The sequence below is a fragment of the Sorangium sp. So ce176 genome (assembly GCF_051519835.1).
GTDB lineage: Bacteria > Myxococcota_A > Polyangia > Polyangiales > Polyangiaceae > Sorangium > Sorangium cellulosum_G.
This window is the reverse complement of the sequence record NZ_CP150371.1, coordinates 9,592,858-9,610,979: the sequence shown is the minus strand read 5'-3', so window position 1 is coordinate 9,610,979 and position 18,122 is coordinate 9,592,858. Positions and strand designations below refer to the sequence as shown.

Annotated in this window: 11 protein-coding genes; 5 read left to right on the top strand and 6 right to left on the bottom strand. The window is 72.3% G+C overall.

Translation table 11 applies throughout. The features are described from left to right. Positions 1-230 precede the first annotated feature (230 nt). The 3 genes from WMF42_RS36370 (at position 231) to WMF42_RS36360 (ending at position 4,615) form a co-directional block, all read left to right on the top strand. Positions 231-1,505, top strand: coding sequence for a serine/threonine-protein kinase (locus WMF42_RS36370; RefSeq protein ID WP_437687659.1), 1,275 nt, complete (start codon positions 231-233; stop codon positions 1,503-1,505). A 907-nt stretch (positions 1,506-2,412) separates the two neighbouring features. After that, on the top strand, positions 2,413-3,615 hold the full coding sequence (locus tag WMF42_RS36365) for a hypothetical protein (protein WP_437687657.1): 1,203 nt from the start codon (positions 2,413-2,415) through the stop codon (positions 3,613-3,615). Positions 3,616-3,754: 139 nt separating this feature from the next. Next, a complete protein-coding gene (locus tag WMF42_RS36360; protein ID WP_061610567.1) occupies positions 3,755-4,615 on the top strand; it encodes a hypothetical protein in 861 nt (286 codons plus the stop codon). 117 nt (positions 4,616-4,732) lie between these two features. Here the strand turns inward: WMF42_RS36360 and WMF42_RS36355 are convergent, their stop codons facing one another. Together WMF42_RS36355 and WMF42_RS36350 are read right to left on the bottom strand one after the other, a co-directional pair. Then, entirely contained in the window at positions 4,733-6,589 is a 1,857-nt protein-coding gene (locus WMF42_RS36355; RefSeq protein ID WP_437687655.1) for a hypothetical protein, read from the bottom strand. Positions 6,590-6,760: 171 nt separating this feature from the next. Further along, positions 6,761-7,273, bottom strand: a complete 513-nt coding sequence (locus tag WMF42_RS36350) for a hypothetical protein (protein ID WP_437687653.1) — start codon at positions 7,271-7,273, stop codon at positions 6,761-6,763. A 457-nt stretch (positions 7,274-7,730) separates the two neighbouring features. On the opposite strand from WMF42_RS36350, the gene WMF42_RS36345 reads away from it, so the two are divergent. Continuing rightward, positions 7,731-8,651: a transposase gene (locus WMF42_RS36345; protein ID WP_081426784.1), complete on the top strand. Its 921-nt coding sequence runs from the start codon at positions 7,731-7,733 to the stop codon at positions 8,649-8,651. 232 nt (positions 8,652-8,883) lie between these two features. On the opposite strand, the gene WMF42_RS36340 is transcribed toward WMF42_RS36345, so the two are convergent. From WMF42_RS36340 to WMF42_RS36330, 3 genes are all read right to left on the bottom strand, one after another. Beyond that, the gene (locus WMF42_RS36340) at positions 8,884-9,303 is read right to left on the bottom strand and encodes a hypothetical protein (protein WP_437687651.1); all 420 of its coding nucleotides are present in this window, start codon (positions 9,301-9,303) and stop codon (positions 8,884-8,886) included. Positions 9,304-9,571: 268 nt separating this feature from the next. Next, on the bottom strand, positions 9,572-10,477 hold the full coding sequence (locus WMF42_RS36335; protein ID WP_155798726.1) for a hypothetical protein: 906 nt from the start codon (positions 10,475-10,477) through the stop codon (positions 9,572-9,574). A gap of 447 nt (positions 10,478-10,924) precedes the next feature. Beyond that, complete coding sequence (locus tag WMF42_RS36330; protein ID WP_437687649.1) at positions 10,925-14,941, bottom strand: protein kinase domain-containing protein; 4,017 nt, start codon at positions 14,939-14,941, stop codon at positions 10,925-10,927. 269 nt (positions 14,942-15,210) lie between these two features. On the opposite strand from WMF42_RS36330, the gene WMF42_RS36325 reads away from it, so the two are divergent. Beyond that, on the top strand, positions 15,211-16,599 hold the full coding sequence (locus WMF42_RS36325; RefSeq protein ID WP_155798949.1) for a serine/threonine-protein kinase: 1,389 nt from the start codon (positions 15,211-15,213) through the stop codon (positions 16,597-16,599). On the opposite strand, the gene WMF42_RS36320 is transcribed toward WMF42_RS36325, so the two are convergent. Beyond that, positions 16,572-17,336: a hypothetical protein gene (locus WMF42_RS36320; protein WP_437687647.1), complete on the bottom strand. Its 765-nt coding sequence runs from the start codon at positions 17,334-17,336 to the stop codon at positions 16,572-16,574. The two genes, WMF42_RS36325 and WMF42_RS36320, sit on opposite strands and share 28 nt — an antisense overlap. Positions 17,337-18,122 lie beyond the last annotated feature (786 nt).

Genomic DNA, 18,122 nt, shown 5'->3' with positions numbered 1-18,122 from the left:
TTCGCCCGCGCGCCGCGCTCCGGAATCGGACGCATTCGTGATGCTGTGTGGAAATTTGGATCTCGTCGCGGGAATGCTTCAGGATGCGCTCGCGCGCGGATCTGTCGAAATCTTGAGCGCTCCGGGAGGGCGTGTGAAAAGAGCGCCCGCGCGCTCGAGGTCCGGGAGCGAGAGGGGGATTCGATCCTCGCGTCGCGTCACGACGGCGGCACCACCTCGGCCCGCGGAGGATGGCCTTGCCTTCGCACGAAGACCGCGGATGCGCGGCGCCAGAGCTGAGCGACACCCTGCTGTACGGCACGCCGTACCGACCTGTGCGCTGGCTCGGGCGAGGCGGGATGGGCGAGGTGATCGAGGCCGCGCACGTGGGCCTCGACAAGCCGGTGGTGGTGAAGCTGCTGCACCGCGATCTCAACCGCGAGCCGCGGCTGGTGGAGCGGATGCGCGTCGAGGCGCAGTCGCTGGCGCGGCTCGCTCACCCCAACCTGGTGACGGTCACCGACTTCGGGCGGACGGCCGAGGGGCGGACGTTCCTCGTCATGGAGCGGCTCTACGGCCGGACGATGCGCGAGGAGCTGGCGGCGCGCGGCGCGCTGCCGGCGCTGGAGGCGCTCGACCTGGTGGCGCAGACGCTCGCCGGCCTGGCCGCGGCGCACGGCGCGGGCATCGTGCACCGCGACGTGAAGCTCGAGAACCTGTTCGTGTGCGACGCGGACGCGCAGGGGCGGCGCGTGGTGAAGGTGCTCGATTTCGGCATCGCCAAGGTGGTGGCCCCGGCCGGCGACGGCCGCGCGCCGGCGCCGTCGCTCTACCAGACCGAGGAGGGGGTGCTCGTCGGCACGCCGCGCTACCTCTCGCCCGAGCAGGCCTGCGGGCTCGCGGTCGACGCGCGCACCGACGTGTATGCGGCGGGCGTGGTGCTCTACACGCTGCTCGCTGGCCGTGGGCCGTTCGAGCATGTGAGGCCCGTCCACGAGCTGGTGCGCGCGCACGCCAGCGAGGTCCCGGCGCCGCCGTCGTGGCACGCCCCGCGGCCGGTGCCGCCGGAGCTCGACCGCGCCGTGATGAGGGCGCTGGAGAAGCGCCCGGAGCTCCGCTTCCCGGATGCCCCGGCGTTCGCGGCGGAGCTGTCGCGGCTCGCCGCGGCGCTCGGCAGCGGGGCGGGGACGGCGTCGGTGGTGACGCCGGTCGTGCCACCGGGGTTGGGCTGGCAGAGCACGGCGCCGCTGACGGTGCCGCCGGTGCGCGCGGTCGTCGCACCGACGTTGAACGCGACCGTGGAGGCGTTCGGCCTCACGGCGCCGGGTGGGGCGGGGCAGCCCGCGGCGCGACCTGCGCAGCTGCAGCCCCCGGCGGCGTACGGGGCCGGGGCGAGGCGCACGAGGCGACGGCCGGCGGCCGCGGCGTCGAGCCGCGCGGCCATGGCGATGCTGGTGGTGAGCGTGGTGCTGTTTGGCTTCGCCCTGGCGTTCCTGGTGAGCGTCCTGGGTTCACGGCGGCCGTGAGGCCACCGCCGCGATCGCAAGGAATCTCACGGGGCGCGACGAAGGCGTTACCCTGGGGGCTGTGGGTGGAGCGCTCAACCTGGGGAGCGCTCAACCTGGGTGCTGGCGGTCCGGCGGGCTGTGGGTGGAGCGCTCAACCCGGGGAGCGCTCGGGAGCGCTCAACCTGGGTGCTGGCGGTCCGGGGGAGCTCCCAACGTTGGCGCGGACGGCGGCCGGCTCAACCTGGGTGCGGCGTGGCGCGGACGGTGGCCGGCTCAACCTGGGTGCGGCGTGGCAGGGACGGCGGCCGGCTCAACCTGGGGGCGGGCGCAGGGGGCGGGCGCAGATCCATGGCGGATGCAAAAAATCGAGACCGCTGCATCCAGCCAGAGCCGACGGCGTAGCCATGGTCATCCCTCGCTCCTTCCAGGAATGCGGCACGATGGTGGCCAGGATCGATCTCATGCCTGGCCAGCCCGCCGGGCCACACTGCGCTCGCGACCCCGGTCCGGAACCTCGACGCGTGTGGGCATCGCCCGGTCCCGTCACGCCCCTGACGGCAGAGGGACCCGATGTCGGTGATTCCTGGCGCCCGCCGTTGTATCGCTGCGGAGGGGTCGTGATGCTTGGGTGCGTGGTGGCGACGGCTGGGTGGGGTATCTTCGGGGCTATGCCGTGGCCCTGCCCCCGAGTGAGCTCCAAGGTGCCGCGCGCCGGCCAGCGCGCATCCAACGCTGGCCCGCGGCGCGCTCGCGCTCGCCGGAGCGCTGCCACGGCGTCCGCCGCGCCGTCTGCTGGGCAGCGGTCGAGGCAGATCGCCTTCGGGAGCGCGCCCATGACAATGCGGGGCCTTGGACCGGGTGCTCGATGCGCTCCTGCCCACGCGGGGCAGCAGCGCGGCTTTTGCGCGTGGCGAGAGGGGCAGGCATGACCAACAGGAACGCGAACAAGAGCTCGCCAGGGCAGCCGGCGGGTCAGGGCGCCGCGGGCGACGCCGCCCCGCAGCCGCATCCGCCGCCGCTGCCTCAGCAGCCGTCGCGCGGGTACGACACGCCGAACTTCGTACCGCAAGAGCACCCTCTGCTCGCGCAGCAGCGCGCGCTTTCGCAGGATTCACGCCGCAGGCCTGACGAGGGGGTGCCGGGCCCCGCCGCAGCGCCGCCCGCCGAGCGGGCGATGCCGTGGGGCGATCCAAGGCCGCGCCGCCGGCAGGATCGCGAGGCGGGGCCGAGCGACAAGCAGGTGTACGTTCCTCCGGTCACCCTCCCCCCGAACCGAGAGCACCAGGCCATGGATCTGCAGAAGATCCAGGTGGCGCCGTCGCTGTTGAAGGGCGTTGACGAGCGGAACCGACCGACGATGCGCCGGATCCCGGTGCACGGCATGCCCCCTCCGCCCGGCGCTCCCGATGGGGGGCAGGGCGGCGTGCGCCCTGGCGGCGTGCGCACGGCGCGCGTCGGCGTGGGTAGCGGCGTCTGGCCGCCGCCCGAAGAGCCCCGGAAGCAGCGGCCGCTCGCGGCGCCGTCCCCCCAGCCCGTCGCCGCCGCGCCTCGCCCGGGGATGCCGCCGAGCGCCGCGCGGCCCGATCCCGCCACCGCTGCCGCCGCCGCTGCCCTCGTGGCGCGCCGCCGCGGCGCGCCGCTCGGCCTGTTCGCGCTGCTCGTGTTCCTGGGGAGCGCGACCGTCGCGGGCTTCTGGGTGCTGTGGCGCGCCGCCAATCCGCCGATCGCTCAAGACGCGGCGCGGGTCGACGAGGTCCGCGGGCCGACACCCGAGCCACGCGTCGCGGCGCCCGCGCCGAGCGCGTTGCCCGAGCAGCCGCCCGCGGCGGCGTCGCCTCCGGTGGCGCTCGTCGCGGAGCCGCCGCCTCCTGCCGCGCCGGAGGCGCCGTCGGCCGTGCCGTCGGCGAGCGCGACGCCCGCGCCCCCCAGGCCGGTCGCCGCCGCCCGTCCTCCTTCGACGCGTCCCGCGGTGCAGGCGAAGCGCCCCCCCAAGGCTCCCCCGACGCCGGAAGACGTCTACGAACCGACAGTGAGCACGCCGAACCCACCACAGGCCCTGCCGTCCGCGCCCGCTGCATTGCCCTCAGCGCCTCCGGGGACTACCGCTCCCCCGCGTCCATTCCCCTGAGGAATCGCCTCTCCGGATCGCAATCCCGCCGGCAGCCATCATGCGAAAGTCATTCTTGAAATTCCCTTCTCTATTCCTGATGTGCGCCTCGGTCCTGCTGGGGCCCAGCGCCGCGAGCGCGACTGGCAAGGCGCGGCTGATGCCCAGCTCTCCGACCGATGGTGTGCCTGCGACCTCGCGCGCGGGCGAGCGCGCTGCGCAGCTCTACCGGGAGGGGAATCGGTTCTATGATGAGGGGAGGTTCGTCGAGGCCGAGGCGCGGTATCAGGCGGCGTGGGATCTCCAGCAGAGCTTCGACGTCGCGGGCAACCTCGGGAACGTCGAGCTGGAGGTGAATCAGCCTCGCGAGGCGGCCGAGCACCTCGTGTACGCCCTCGACACGTTTCCGCTCGGCGAGAAGCTCGAGAAGAGGAGCTTCCTGCAGAAGCGGCTCGCCGAGGCCAAGTCGCAGGTCGGTACGCTCCGGATCAGCGTGAACGTCGACGACGCCGAGGTGCTCATCGACGGCAAGCTCATCGGGCACTCGCCCCTGGATGCCCAGGTGTTCGTCGACCCTGGCAAGCGCACCCTCGAGGCGCGCCGCGCCGGCGCGAGGACGTCGACGTCGCTGTTCGTGGCGCGGGGCTCGGACCAGCGCATCGCGCTGAGCCTCGACACGGGCCCGAACATCCCGCTGGTTGTCGCGGGTGGGGCGGTCGGGTTGCTCGGGGTCGCCTCGGGCGTGACCTTCGCGATCCTCTCCACGGCGAAGGCCAGGTCCGCGGACGGGGAGCCATCCGGCAGCCCGAGGCGCCTCGACCTGCGCGACTCCCAGAGCACGCTCGCCAACATCTCCTTCTGGAGCTTCCTCGGTGGCGGCGTGGTCCTCGCCGGGACCGCCGCGTACGCGCTCACCACGTCGAGCCGCACGTCGAGCCCGAGCACGGGGCTCGCCCGCCTTCATGCCGCGCCCCTCGTGACCTCCGACGCGAAGGGCTTGCTGCTCGGCGCGAGCTTCTAGAGGGCGCCGCGCGCGCGCCGGAGATCGCGCCGGCCTCCACGGAGCCGCCGACCGCCGGCTGCAGGCCGGTCATCGGAGCGCGCGGCACGCTCCGCCACGCGCTTCCGGGTCGTCGGCTCACCGTGGTTGAAAGTAGCGCCCTACCTGCTCGCGGTACTCCTCGGGGACATCGCTGCGTTCGACGCCGCCGATCTCCTGAGGACCCACGACGCCGAGCGCGCCCTCTCCCTGCACGTTGGCGGTGTCCCCGGCGCGCCCTGCAGTCCGCCCCATCACGATCCCCGGCATTGGCCGTCCCGGGTTGAGCCTCGCGCTGGCGCGTGAGCGCAGCTCGCCCCCGGCGATCGCGCCGGTCTGCCCGTCGTGGCTGCCCGGCCCACCCCCCTCCGAGTGGCCTGGCTGCGCGGGCCCTTGGTTGCCGGAGCCGCCCGCAGGCGAGCCCTGCTGCCCGCCCTGGCCGGGGCCCCCGCTGGGACCCGAGGGGCTCGACCCGCCTGCGACCGGCGTCGGGAGAGGCGTTCCCCCGAGCTGCCCCTCGGCCTCGTCCGCGCCGCGCTGCGCATCGTCGAGGGCGCGCTGGCGCCCTGATTCCTCGCTGCTCGGGCCTCCTTCCTGGGCCATCCGGCGCAGATGCTCCTCGAGCAGCCGCTGGCCCTCGGGCGTCTCGAGCTGCCGCGCGAGCTGGCGCATCTGCTCCTCCGACGTGGGCTCCCCGGGCGCGCCGCCGGGGGACCTCGCGATCTGCTGCTTCAGGCGGTCGGCGAGCTGCTTGCGCTCCTCGGGGCTCAGCTTCTCCAGCGCCTCCTCGAGGCTGTCGGCGAGCCGCCGCGCGTCCCTGTCGCTCCCGGTCCGGCCGAGATCGCCGAGCGCCTCGCGCCCCTCGTCGCCGAGCGACTCGCCGAGCGCCTCCGCCAGCTCCCGCAGCTTGTCGGCCTGCTCCCCGCGCTGATCCAGCAGCTTGCGTTGCTCTTCGAGCGCCTTCGCCACGCCGGGGGCGCCGGCCCTCTTCGCTGCCTCGGCGGCCTCCTCGAGCGTCTTCCTGGCGCGCGCGCGGTCGTCTTTTTCGAGCCTGTTCGCGAGCCGCTCCATCTCCTCGTCGAACGCCACGAGGTCGCGGTCGCCCAACGCCTTGGCGGCGCGCCTCATCTCGGGATCCTCTCCGAGCTTGCCGAGCGCCGATTCCATTCCCTGGCGCTGCTCGCCCTCGCCGAGCGACAGGCGCTCGGCCGTGATCGCGTCGCGGAGCCTGCCGATGTCGGCCTGCGCTTCGCGGCGCTCGACGCCGCTCCGGAGCTTTTGCCGGAGCGCCTTCGCGTCCTCGGCGAGCTTCTTGAGCCGCTCGCGCTGCTCTGCGTCCCGAGCGTCGATCTCGGCGAGCTGGATCACCCGTTCCAGCCCGGCGATCTCGGCGAGGCGTACCTGCTCGGCCCCCGGCGGGGGCGCGGCTGCCGCAGGGGCAGGCGGCAGCGGGAGCCAGGTGAGGTAACCGATGACGGCCGCGGCGAGCGGCGCGCCGGCGTGCCAGGAGCGCCACATCGGCGCGCGGACCTGCTGCGCGGTCGCCCCCTCGAGCGCCGCTGCGGCGTGGGCGAGCACGACCTCGTGCGCCGCCGAGGCGCTGCCCCGGGGCGCGTCAACCTCGGTGCGCTCGGCCGCCGTGAGCTCCACGGCCGTCGAGATCGACTCGGAGGAACCGAGCTTGCCATCGAGGAACAACGCCACGTTCGGGTCAGACCACCGCCGCCGCCGCGCCGCTGCTGCGCCGGCCGCCGCGCCGAGCAGCCCGCCGGCCGCCATCCAGGGGCGCAGCGCGCCGTGCCGCGTCTGCCACGCCGCCGCTGCCCCTGCCGCGCCGAGCACCATGCCGGCGGCGGCGCCGGTGAGGATCAACTCCAGCGCGAGGCGCCGCCGGACGCGCCGAGACCAGCGAGCGAACGCGGCGTTGAACCTTCGCCGGGGAGACGTATCCGCCATGCTCTCGATGTGTACCCGTGGGCCGACGCGCCGGCCAGCGCCGCCTCGGGATCGATCCCTGCGCCATCGTGGCGCCCAGGCCTGGCCTGCGCCCGCTGGGAGCGCCTCGCGCCACGGTGGGCAGCCTGCCCGGGCGGGAAGCTCACCTCGCGCACATCGCGAGCGAGCCCCTCACTGGACGAAGCACCATTTCAAGTGAAATGACGCGAGCTCGAGGCGCGCCAGGACAACGTCCTGGGCACTCCCGAGCAGATGCAGCTCGCAGTCGGAGAAAGAGAAATCGCATTCGTGGGGCTCTTGCTGAGACGTCCGGAGCGTGGCCGGACAAGAGCCATAGAAAAGATCATCGTCGACATACATTCGCATGTTCACGACAGCAGCGTCGCCGCCTTTGCGCTTGCTGCCGAGCAGGTGGAGATCGAGGTAGTAGAAGCCCCTCCTGCCCTTCGAGTGGTCGACCAGCTCCAGATTGGTTTCTCCATTGAGGAGAGAGCAGTCAACGTCCCAGCCGTCGTCGAATCTGGGCACAGGCTGCTTGCCGTCATCGCCCGTGTCAAGGACCAACTCCTCCCCGTCCACGGCCACGACCGCCTTGCCGTAGGCCTCGGGGATCTTCGGGCTGGTGGAGCACCCGAACGGCGAGAGCGACAGCACAAGGCCTTGGGCGAGGAGGGTTCGGTGCATGGAAGTTCTCCAGCAGCATGGCGAGCGAGAGCATCGCACAAGATCGACAACCATGAACGCGCGCAATGTGGTTGATCCATGTGCCGTGCCAGATGTCAACCGGAAACGGCGGGCCCGCCGTGAGGGCCTTGTTGGACCTGACCCAGGTTGCCTGAAGGCGTGACCTACGTTGCGTACAAATCGGTCGCTCCCGTGGGGACGCCACCGCCCTTCGCGGTGTTACTCGACCGGGAGGAGACTGCCGTCCTGCCGTCCCGGCGCGCCCGCCTGCCCCACAACCCTACTTGGTAGCGGGCGTCGAGCGCGCCGTGGAGACACTGCTCGCTCTCCACCCGCTCTGCGGGAGCTCCCTGGCGGAAGTGGCGGAGAAGGGTGGCGGCCGCCAGATCCTCGCAACGCCAACCATGCGAAATCATTCGCGCGAGACCCCGGCACGCCCTTGGCACTATGGGCGGTCATGAGCCAGCCTCGCCCTGTTGTCGCCGGTGCCACGTATCTCCTCACGCGACGCGCGCTGCGTCGGCATCTCCTCTTCCGGCCTGACGCGGCGATTACTCAGCTGATAGTCTATGCGCTCGCGGTTTCGGCGAAGCGTTATGGCATTCGCGTGCACGCGTTATGCGCCATGTCCACGCACCTGCACATCGTCGTCACGGACGTAGAAGGAGTGCTCCCGCGTTTTCTGCAGTTCTTTCACCGCCTCGTGGCGCTGGGAACCAAGGCGATCCGAGCATGGGAGGGCCCGGTATGGGGTCACGAAGCGACGAGCGCGGTCCGGCTTATAACACGAGCGGCCGTCGTGGAGAAGATCTCCTATACGCTGGCGAATCCGGTGGGGGCGGGACTCGTGCGACGTGCGCGGGAGTGGCCGGGGGCGAAGGTCCTCGTCGGCGAGCTCGGTCGCGGCGTGCTGCGGGCGAAGCGCCCCGATGTCTACTTCGACCCGAGCAACCCAGCATGGCCCGAGGACGCTGCCATCGCGCTCACGCTTCCGCCTGCCGTCGCGGAGGATGACGCGGACGTCTTCCGGCGCGAGGTGAGTGCAGAGCTCGGGCGGCAGGAAGCGGAGGCGCGCGCCGCAATGCATCGCAAGGGGCATCGCTTCCTTGGACCGGACCGTGTACGCATGGTCTCGCCTGACGATCGCGCTACGTCCTTCGAGCCGCCACGTGGCTTCAATCCAACGTTCGCGGTGGGAAGAGGACATGCCGACGTACGAAGAATCGCGTCTGCTGCCGTACGTGCGTTTCGCACAGCGTATCGCGGAGCGCTCGAACAATGGCGCGCCGGTCTGCATGGCGCGGTGTTTCCAGCAGAAACGTGGTGGATGCGTGTGTTTCACGGCGCGGCCGTGAGCGACGTCGTGCTTGTGTTGTGAATCGGTCGAGCTGGCACGCCGCGAGGCGAGCGAATGCCGAGCTGAGCAATGGAGCGCTGTTCGAGGCGAGCGAGCGCCGCGGCGTGTTGCGCTCGTGTGCACGGTTGTGTCCTGAGAATGGCGTGCAGCCGCCTCGGTGACGCGCCATGCAGTGGCCTGGTTGCGTGTGCACGATGCGCCGGAGAATTGGGCGTCGACCTCCCGCCGCCGCGCGCGTCTCTTTTGTGCTCGATCAGGGCTTGAGCACGACCTTCACGCAACCTTCCTTCTTCGCGTTGAAGATGTCGTATCCCCGGGCTGTCTCCGCGAGCGGAAGCCGGTGCGTGACGATGTCGTCGGCGCGGAGCTTGCCCTCCGTGATCCACCCGAGGAGCTTGTCCACATGCTTGTGGACAGGAGCCTGGCCGAAGCCGACTGGCCGTGAACGAGGTTGGAGATATTCTCGAGCGGCGTCCGGTGTGCCTCCATCCCCAGCATCGATGCGGATGCCCGCGCCGCGACCGTACGTCGCCGTCCGGATGAACTCGAGCGCGACGCCCGCTCCCACGTTGACCGTCTCGGCCGAGGCGACCTCGCGCGCCTTCTCGGGCCTGTACTCCTCCAGATCGACGCCGAACACGCGCGCGGCACCGCGCAGCCAAGCGCATTTCATGGCCATGATGCCCACCGGACCGCGGGCCGTAGCGTCCCGGGTTGGAGCGCTCGCAGGGTATGCCCCTATGCGGCGACGGCCCACGTGCTCGGTAGCAGTGCGCCGAGCCGCAGGCCCTGGAAGCCCATGACCGGGGCGAACGCCTGGCTGACGGGGCGGCCTCGTGCTCGTGGCAGGGCGCGTGCCGATCGGTGGATTCAGGAGAGGGCTGCGAGCGAGATGCGCCGCCGCGTCGAGCAGGGCTGTCCCCCGCAGCAGGCGAGCGGACTCATGGGAACAGCGGCGTGCAGAGCGGGTAGAATGCGGAGAAGTCAGGCCGCTGCAGAAAGACGGTGATGACCTCGTCGTAGCGGGTGGCCGCGGGCTTGCCCGACATCGCGGTGGCCGGGGCCTGGCAGCGCCCGTAGCCCTGAAGGGAGACGTCCTTGCACACGCTGGTCGTCGAATTCGTCAGGTCGCGACACGCGCCCAGGAAGCTGAGGCTGCAGTCGGCCCTCGACGCGCACGTCCGCTCCGGCACGAAGGCGCTCGCGTCGTCGGCGCACGACATCTGGAGCAAGGCGCCGCCGCACGAGTACATCCGCGAGCCGATATCGCCAAGCTCGTCACGCTTGCCGAGCGGCTGGAATATGTTGCCAAAAAAGGATATCTCCTCCTGCTGATAGGCGAGCCGCTCCGCGCTGTCCGTGGCCAGCGCTGGATTCCGGCCGCGCAGGGAGATGGCCACTTCGACGCCGTACCCGTTCACATGCGCGAGCAGGCACGCCGTTACCCAGCGCTGGGACTTCTCGGGGAGCGGGCCGCGCAACCAGTCGGGCGCGAGGCCGATCCGTCCGTCGAACCGATACGTCGTCGAGTCCACCGTGCCGATCAGCGACTGCCCCTCAGGAAGCGCGCAGCCGATCGTGTAGCGAAGGAGCTCACGACCATCCGCATCCAGCATCAGGTCCGTCGTGGCCAGCTGCCGTCCATTCGCCGAGAGGCGGTTCATCGAGAGGCCGTTCATCGAGAGGCGATTCATCGAGAGGCGGTTCATCGAGAGGCGGTTCACCGAGACAATCGCCTCCTCCGAGGCGCCTACGGCCTCCTCGGAGCTCGGATCGGCGCTGGAAGCGCAGCCGAACAAAACCAGGCAGGGAATCGCAAGGACGGTTCGTCGCGCGCTGAAGTTCATGGGTCGCCTCTCTCTTGGAGTGCCGAGGGGTTTTCCGCGATTCCTGCAATCGTCGGGCCACGCCTGACTACGCGCGCCTCTTCCCATCCCACCCCACCCCACCGAGGTTGAGCTCCGCCGGCCCAGAGCTGCCGGTCCATCGCTACGGCTCGGCGCACCCAGGTTGCGCCCCTGGTTGCGTCCCCTGGACCGAGGTTGAGCAGAGCCGGGTACACCCAGGTTGAGCTCGGCAGCGCGCGGCAGCCGCGTCGGCTTCGCCCTCCTCCCGTACTGAGGCGAAATGCCTCAGCCTGAACGACGGCCGATCCACCCCCCGCCCCATTGCGCGACCCCTTCGCGCATTCTCACCCTCGATCACCCAATCGAAACTTTTACGCCGCGACACGCTCTCGCCACGCTGAGGCGATTTGCACCGCCCTCCAGCGGCTCACCCGGGCGCAGCTTTCGTCACTCGCTCTGCGTCAGCGCTCCGTCCTGCGCATCGCCGTCCGCCGGCTCTTGCGATCGCGGCAGCAGCGCCGCCACCGCCTCGAAGCGCGGCTGCCACATGCGGCACGCGACCAGCGCGGGCGTCGCCTTGGCGAGCGCCGCCGATGCCTCCTGGTGGCGCCCGGCCGAGGCGGCCGTGCGCGCGTGGAAGTAGAGCACCTCGAGCAGCTCCTCCACCGGCAAGGTGCGCTCCGCGAAGTCCGTGAGCGCGTCCCAGCCGTCCTCCGGGTCCTCTTCCGTCGGGACCGGGCGCCCCTCGGCCGCGAGCACCAGCTTCAGCATGCGGAACAGCGCGTACGGCGCCGGCGCCGACGCGTCGGGGCTGCACCGGTCGGCGACCCAGGCGACGAGGCGCGCCGCCTCCCCGACCTCGCCGCGCGCCGCCTGGATGCGCGCGATGAGCAGCGCGTCGTCCGGCGCCGCGCGCTCCCCGAAGCGCTCGTCGAGCACGCGCGAGCGGCGCGCCAGCGCCAGCGCCTCGTCCTCGCGCCCGCACCAGTGCAGCAGCTCGGCGAGGTTGTGCGTCGCCACGTGCTCCGGCCCAGGGTTGCCGATCTCGCGCGCGAGCTCCACGGCGCGGCTCAGGTCCTGGAGCCCGCGCTCCGGCGCGCTCAGGGCGGCCCACAGGTACGCGCGGTTCGCGTACGCCGAGCAGAGGTGCAGCCGGTCCTTCATCTCCTTGGACAGCGCGATCACCTCGCAGAAGCGCGCCTCCGCGTCGCCGAGCCGGCCCGCGATCACCAGCGCCATCGCCAGCAGCAAGAGCGCGATGACCCGCGTCTCCTGGTCGCCCTCCGCCGCGGCCCCGGTCGAGGCGCGGTCCAGGAGCTCGATCGCCTCCGCCACCCGCTGCTGCCGCCAGCACGACCGCCCGAGCGCCATGCGCAGGCGGTTCTCCAGCGTCCGATCGCCGAGGCGCTCGACGATCGCCTGGGCCTCCGACGCGCGCGCCGCCGACGCCGCGTAGTCGGTCGCGTGATCGAGCGCCGTCGCCTCCTCGAACAGGAGCTCCGCGGTGAGCCGCCCGTCGCCGAGCTCCCGCGCGAGCTCCCGCGCCAGCGCGAGATCCGCGAGCGCCTCGGGGATCCGGTGCAGGCAGTAGCGCGCCTTGCCTCGGCCGGCGAGCGCGTGCGCGCGCCTTCGCGCGTCGCCCTCCTCGAGCAGCGCGAGCGCGGCCGTGTAGCGCTGGTCGGCCTCGACGTTGTCGTGGCTCGCCGTCGCCCGATCGCCGAGCGCGAGGTGCGCCGCGGCCGCCGGCGCGCGCTCGCCGCACGCCGCCGCGTGCCGCGCCAGGTGCGCGAGCCCCCGCCGGTCCGGCGCGCGCGGCTCCACGCGCGCCTGCCACCACGCGAACGCGTGCGCGTGGATCGCCTGGCGCTGCGCGGGCGCGAGCCCGTCGTAGACAGCGTCCCGGAACGTCGCGCTCTCGAACGCGTAGATCCCGCGCTCGCCGCGCACGAGCAGGCCCAGCCCGCACAGCGCGCCCAGGCCGACCCCGGCGTCCATCGGCGTGCTCGCCCCGCCCGCCTGCTCGATCGCGTCCTGGATCTCCTCCACCTCCTCGCGCGTGAAGTCGGGCCCGAGCGCGGAGCAGAGCCGCACGCACGCCGAGAGCTCGGGCGAGAGCGCGTCGAGCCGGCGCGCGGCGAGCCACTGCCACACCGGCAGCGGCGGGAGCTGATCGAGCGCGGCGGTCGCCACGTAGAAGGCCCCGGTCGGGCGCTGCTGGACCACGCCCGTGCGCTTCAGCGCGCGGACGAGCTCCGCCAGGCTGGACGGGTTGTGCCCGGACCAGCGCGCGAGCTGCCGGAGCGCGGCCTCGGGCGGGTACTCCGCGGGCAAGAGCAGCGCGGCGGCGAGCCGCATCGCGTCCTGCTCCGACAGCCGCCCGAGCGCCGCGCGATCGTGCCGCTCGGCGCGCGCGCCCCAGCTCCGGCGCATGTCCTCGAACCTCGGGTGCGCCGCCACGAGCACCCAGAGAGCGCAGCCCGGCGCGTCGAGCGTCGCGAACTCGAGCGCGTCGAGCGCCGCGTCGTCGGCCCAGTGCGCGTCGTCGAGGAGGACCGCGACCGGCGCCTCGCGCGCGCGGCGCCGCAGCCCCTCGGCGATCGCGCGCATCGTGCTCTGCCGCAGCGACCACGGGGACGCGCCGGTCTGCTCCGGCGGCATCCACCCGAGCGCCGCGGCCACCGCCTTCCACGCCTCCTCGGCGAGCTCCTCGCCGAGCCGCTCCGCGCAGAACGCCCGCGGGTCCGCGGGCGGCGCGCCGACGTCCGCGTCGAGCACGCGGGCGAGCAGCTCGCTCGACGCCCGCGCGCCCGCGAGCGGCTGCGCCGCGCGCAGCGCGATGAGCTGCGCCCGCTCCTGCAAGCGCAGGACGAGCAGCGCCGCCTCGTCCATCAGGCGCGATTTGCCGAGGCCCGCCTCGCCGATCAGCGTGAACAGGCCAGGGCTCGCGCTGGACATGCTCGCCTCCATGCTCACCGCCAGCGCGCCGATGATCTCGTCGCGGCCGATGAGCGGCGCGGCGCTCGCCGGGGTCGGCGGGTGCTGCGACCGCGGGGCGAGCCGGTAGAACCCCGCGCCGGTCGCGTGCGAGAGCGCCGGGTCGCGCGAGGCGCCGCGGAGCTCGCCCTCGGGCAGCGCCCGCACGAGATCCGCGGTGAGCACGACGCCGCCCCAGCCGCCGAGGGGCATCCAGGCTTCCGGCTGCTCGACAGGCGCTCCGTAGACCGCCGGCGGCCCCTGCTCCTTGCGGCGCACGATCAGCCCGGCGATGTGCACGGCCGCGCGCCCCGCGTGCCGCTCCTCGATCTCGCGCGCGACCGCGATCGCGGCGCTCACCGGATCGTCCGCGTCGACGCCCGAGAACACGCACACGAGCCGGCCCCCGCGCTGCCGCGCCACGAAGCCCTTGCGCGCCGCGACGGCGCCCATCACGACGGCGGACGCGCTCTTCGCCTCCGCCACGAGCACGACGGCGGGCTGACGCCCCTCGGTGAGCAGCGCGCCCCGCGCGGGCTGCGCGTTCGGCGCGGGCTGCGCGTCGGCCGGGCAAGCCCGCGCGAGCGCGCCCCGCAGCGCGGCGACGTCGCGCGGGCGGCGCTCGGGCTCCTTCGCGAGGCACGAGAGGACGAGCCTCTCGATCTCCTCGGGCACCGCCGCGAACTCGTGGGGTCGAGGGGGGCGCAGCGTGAGGTGGCCGTGCTCGATCTCGCCCCGGTCGCCGGCGAACGGGAGCCGCAGCGTCAGCAGCTCGTAGAGGATCACGCCGAACGCGTAGATGTCCGTGCGCTCGTCCTGGACCGGATCGCCGCGGATCTGCTCCGGGGCCATGTACTCCGGGGTGCCGACGATCGTCCCGCGGGCCGTGAGGCCCTCTTCACCACGCGCTTCCTGCGCGCGCGCGTGCTTCGTCAGGCCGAAGTCGAGGAGCGCGAGGCGCTGTCCCCCCTCGGCGACGAGGAGGTTCTCCGGCTTCAGGTCGCGGTGGATCACGCTCTTCGCGTGCGCCGCCTCGAGCGCATCGAGGATGGCCGCGGCCGTGGCCACGACGTCGGCGGCGGCCGGCGGGGCCTCGAGGTCCGCGAGCACGTCGGCGAGCGTCCTGCCGCGGAGGAGCTCCATCGCGATGAACGGCCGCCCGTCGGCGAGCGTCCCGTGCTCGTGCATCCGGGGCACGTAAGGCGGCCCCACCCGCTCGAGCGCCTCCGCGTCCCGCCGGAACCGCTCCGCCATGGTCGGGCTCGCCCACCGTCCCACCTTGAGCGCCACCGGCTCGCCGCCGCCCGTCCGCGCCGCCTCCCACACGGTCGCGAAGCCGCCGGCGCCGAGGACCTTCAGCGGCGTCAGGCCGGGCAGCGACGGCGCGGGATCCTGCGCCGTGTCGGGGGCGGGGCTCGGCGGGCGCCAGGCGTCGCGCGGGCAGGGCTTCGTGCCGGCAACGCGGCGATGGCAGACAGGACAGCGGGGCAAGCTGCCTCCTTGGGCAAGAGCTTAGCCCGTCCGACGCGGTGGATGAGCACCTCATCCACCCGGACCACCTCGATGGAACGGGGTGTGCTTATTCCGCAAGAGTGTGGCAAGAGACCGTTCGTTCGTTGGTCCTGACGCAAGGCGGCGCGCCTCCGCGAGCCTCGTCAGACAGGAGCGCCGGGCTCAGCACGGCGTGTGACGACGCCGCCGGTGGGGCGTTGCTCTGCGTGGAGACCTGTGGGGCGCCCGCCTCGTCGGGGCGCCCGCAGATGCTCCCCCCCGGCAGCCGGGTAGGCGACTACCTCGTCGAGCAGAGCATCGCTCACGGCAGCTTCGGCGTCGTTTACCGGGCAGCGCACGCGGAGAGCGGCCAGCGCGCGGCGGTCAAGGTGCTCCACCCGGAGCTCGTGTTCACCCGCGAGGCGGTCGTGCGGTTCGAGCGCGAGATCCAGGCGATCCGGCGGATCGATCATCCCAACGTGATCCGGATCCTCGATTGCGGCGAGATCGACGGAGGACGGCCGTTCTTCGCGATGGAGCTCCTCAGCGGGGTCGATCTCCAGTCGTACATCATCTCTCGCGGGAGGCTCTCCCCGGAGGACGCGCTCGAGATCCTCGAGCCTGTCTGCGAGGCGTTGTCGGCGGTCCACAAGAGCGCGATCGTCCACCGCGATCTCAAGGCGTCGAACGTCTTCATCGCCGAGGACGGCGGGGCGCCTCGCGTGATCCTCCTCGATTTCGGCGTGGCCAAGGTCCTCGACGACGCCGGGCCGGGCATCACGACGCCGACCCACCTGCTCGGCACCCCCGCGTGCATGGCGCCGGAGCAGATCCGGGGACAGCTCGCGGACGCGAGGACGGACGTGTACGCGCTCGGCGCGCTCGCCTATTACATGCTGACAGGCAAGCTCCCGTTCCTCGACTCCACGCTCTCGACGCTCCTGCACATGCACCTCTGGGTGCACCCGCCGAGCCCGAGCCGCGAGGCGCCCGTGGGCCCCGAGCTCGACGCGGTGGTGCTCCGCGCGATGGCGAAGGATCCCGCCATGCGGCACCAGACAGCGGCGGAGTTCATCGACGAGCTCCGCGACGCCGTGGCCGCGGGGCGGAAGAGCGTCCTGCCGCTGCCCGGGAGCCCGGAGGAGCGCCGGATCGGCGCGATCCACGTCGAGGTGTTCGCCGATCGCGGCGCGATGGAGGACCCGGACGACGCGCTGCTCGCCGACATGGATGACGTCCTGCCGCTCGCGTCGCGCTTCCTGTCCGCGAGGGGCTTCCGTGCGGCGCTGGAGACGGGAAACACCTTGCTGTTCTTCCGGGAGCTCGACGCCCCGGAGCCCGCGGACCGGCCGTCGCGGCGGGACATCGTCGAGGCGGCCTTGCTGCTGGAGCGCGAGCTCTGCCATCGCAAGGGGCGCGACGCGAGGGTGCACGTGAACCTCTGTCTGCACGCGGGCCAGGTGCTGATGCGCGCGTCGGAGGTCGTCGGCGGAGAGCTCATGGACGTCGCGGCGTGGGCGGCGGAGGTCAAGCTGCCCGGCGTCACCGCGACGCACGCGATGCTCGACGGCCTGGAGCTCGACGCGGACCTGCTGGAGTGCGCGCCGGCGCTCCGCCGCGTGGCGCGCCGCTACCCCGGGAAGGGGAGCGCGATATAGGGCTCCGTGACCCTGCCGATGACGATATCGCGCACCTGCTTCGCGTAGTACGTCGAGCCCGATTGAGCGCTCCAGGAATATCCCACGATCGAGCCGTTGATAGTCGCATAAAGGCGCATGACGCCCCTCCCGACGCCAGCGTGCCAGGTGCCGTCGGCCTTTCGCCGGGTGTCCGTGAGCCCGTGGCCCGTGGTGCTCGCATCGAGGATGGCGAGATCGTGCTGGATCGTCCCGGCGATGAACGGATAGGTCGCCGGGCGCGGCACCGCGGCGCCCGCCGCGATGGCGACGTGCCCGGTGGCCGAGCTCCCCGCCGGATACTCGATCGCGATGATGTCGCCCGCCTCGATCTGGCCCACCGTCAGGATCTGCTCGAAGCCGACCTCCTCGATGATCCTGTCGTGGTACCGGATCGCGTTGGGGCTCATGCTGCCGAACCACGTGTTGATGTCGTACACGGAGAGCTCATAGGCCTGCCTGAGGACGTGCGTCACGAAGGACGCGCAGAAGCTGCGGCTCCGGTACTCCGTGGCTCCTCCGATTCCGGCCCAGCTCACGTACGTCGTGCCGCCGCCATATTCGTTGTCTTCCGGCGCGATGTTGTCCACGAGGGTGTCGGCCCAGTAGAAATGGTCGGGCTCCTCGTACGACTGGCCCTGCGCCGGGCGCGGCGCGAGCAGGGCGAGCCCTGCCACGATGACGGCCGTGAGCGCGTGAACAACGGATCGTGGGCTCATGCGCTTCATTGCATTCATGTTTTCCTCCCGTGTGGAGTCGATGGTTCCGCGAGGGATGGTCACACCGTCAGCCGATGGCTCCGCGGGCGTCGCGGCGGAGCTACGGCGAAGCGAAGTCGCGCACCAAGCTGCCGAACATACGCCGGTCGTACGAGCTCTACAATCGCCCTCTGACAGCGATACTCGATTTTTGCACGATTCTATTGGGGCATGATTCCATCCATTTCCTCAGCCTGTCTCCTCCGGGCGACATGCGATCACGCCGTCCTAGAGCCGCACGCCCGCGCCCACCGCGGTCGCATGGCTCGGCGGCGAGCGAGGTGATCACGGACGGCACGGCCGCGGCGCGGCGGCCGTGATTCACGCGGTGCCCTGTCGTCGGCCGTGGGCGCGGCGGTGTGGTGCGCTCGCCGGATGTCGGAAGAGCGCGGTGGGCAGAAGCACCTCTCCCCGGAGGGCAGGGGGTAAGGCTCCGCGTCTGCCGGCCGCGCCGGCCGGCGGCGGCTCGCCGGGGCGGAGCTCCGCCGTTTTGTTGACAGATCCGCGCAATTCGATTGGATGGCCGCGTGCCCCCCGTGAAGCGCGCATCGACCGACCTCCACCCCGTCCTGACGCTGGGCGACTCGCTGGAGCACTATGCCTCCTGGCCGAGGCCCACGGTCATCGTCTCCGACGGCGCCTACGGCGTCTCCGGGTTTCCCGGCGATCCGCCGACGCACGAGGGGCTCGCCGCGTGGTACGCGCCCCACGTCGCCGCCTGGTCGGAGCGCGCCTTGCCGTCGGCCA

Excerpts from the sequence above, each read along its gene's own strand:
- WMF42_RS36325 (WP_155798949.1), top strand. The coding sequence starts at position 15,211 with ATGCTCCCCCCCGGCAGCCGGGTAGGCGACTACCTCGTCGAGCAGAGC.
- WMF42_RS36340 (WP_437687651.1), bottom strand. The coding sequence starts at position 9,303 with ATGAAATGCGCTTGGCTGCGCGGTGCCGCGCGCGTGTTCGGCGTCGAT.
- WMF42_RS36370 (WP_437687659.1), top strand. The coding sequence starts at position 231 with ATGGCCTTGCCTTCGCACGAAGACCGCGGATGCGCGGCGCCAGAGCTG.
- WMF42_RS36365 (WP_437687657.1), top strand. The coding sequence starts at position 2,413 with ATGACCAACAGGAACGCGAACAAGAGCTCGCCAGGGCAGCCGGCGGGT.
- WMF42_RS36335 (WP_155798726.1), bottom strand. The coding sequence starts at position 10,477 with ATGAACTTCAGCGCGCGACGAACCGTCCTTGCGATTCCCTGCCTGGTT.
- WMF42_RS36350 (WP_437687653.1), bottom strand. The coding sequence starts at position 7,273 with ATGCACCGAACCCTCCTCGCCCAAGGCCTTGTGCTGTCGCTCTCGCCG.
- WMF42_RS36355 (WP_437687655.1), bottom strand. The coding sequence starts at position 6,589 with ATGGCGGATACGTCTCCCCGGCGAAGGTTCAACGCCGCGTTCGCTCGC.
- WMF42_RS36345 (WP_081426784.1), top strand. The coding sequence starts at position 7,731 with ATGAGCCAGCCTCGCCCTGTTGTCGCCGGTGCCACGTATCTCCTCACG.
- WMF42_RS36320 (WP_437687647.1), bottom strand. The coding sequence starts at position 17,336 with ATGAGCCCACGATCCGTTGTTCACGCGCTCACGGCCGTCATCGTGGCA.
- WMF42_RS36360 (WP_061610567.1), top strand. The coding sequence starts at position 3,755 with ATGCCCAGCTCTCCGACCGATGGTGTGCCTGCGACCTCGCGCGCGGGC.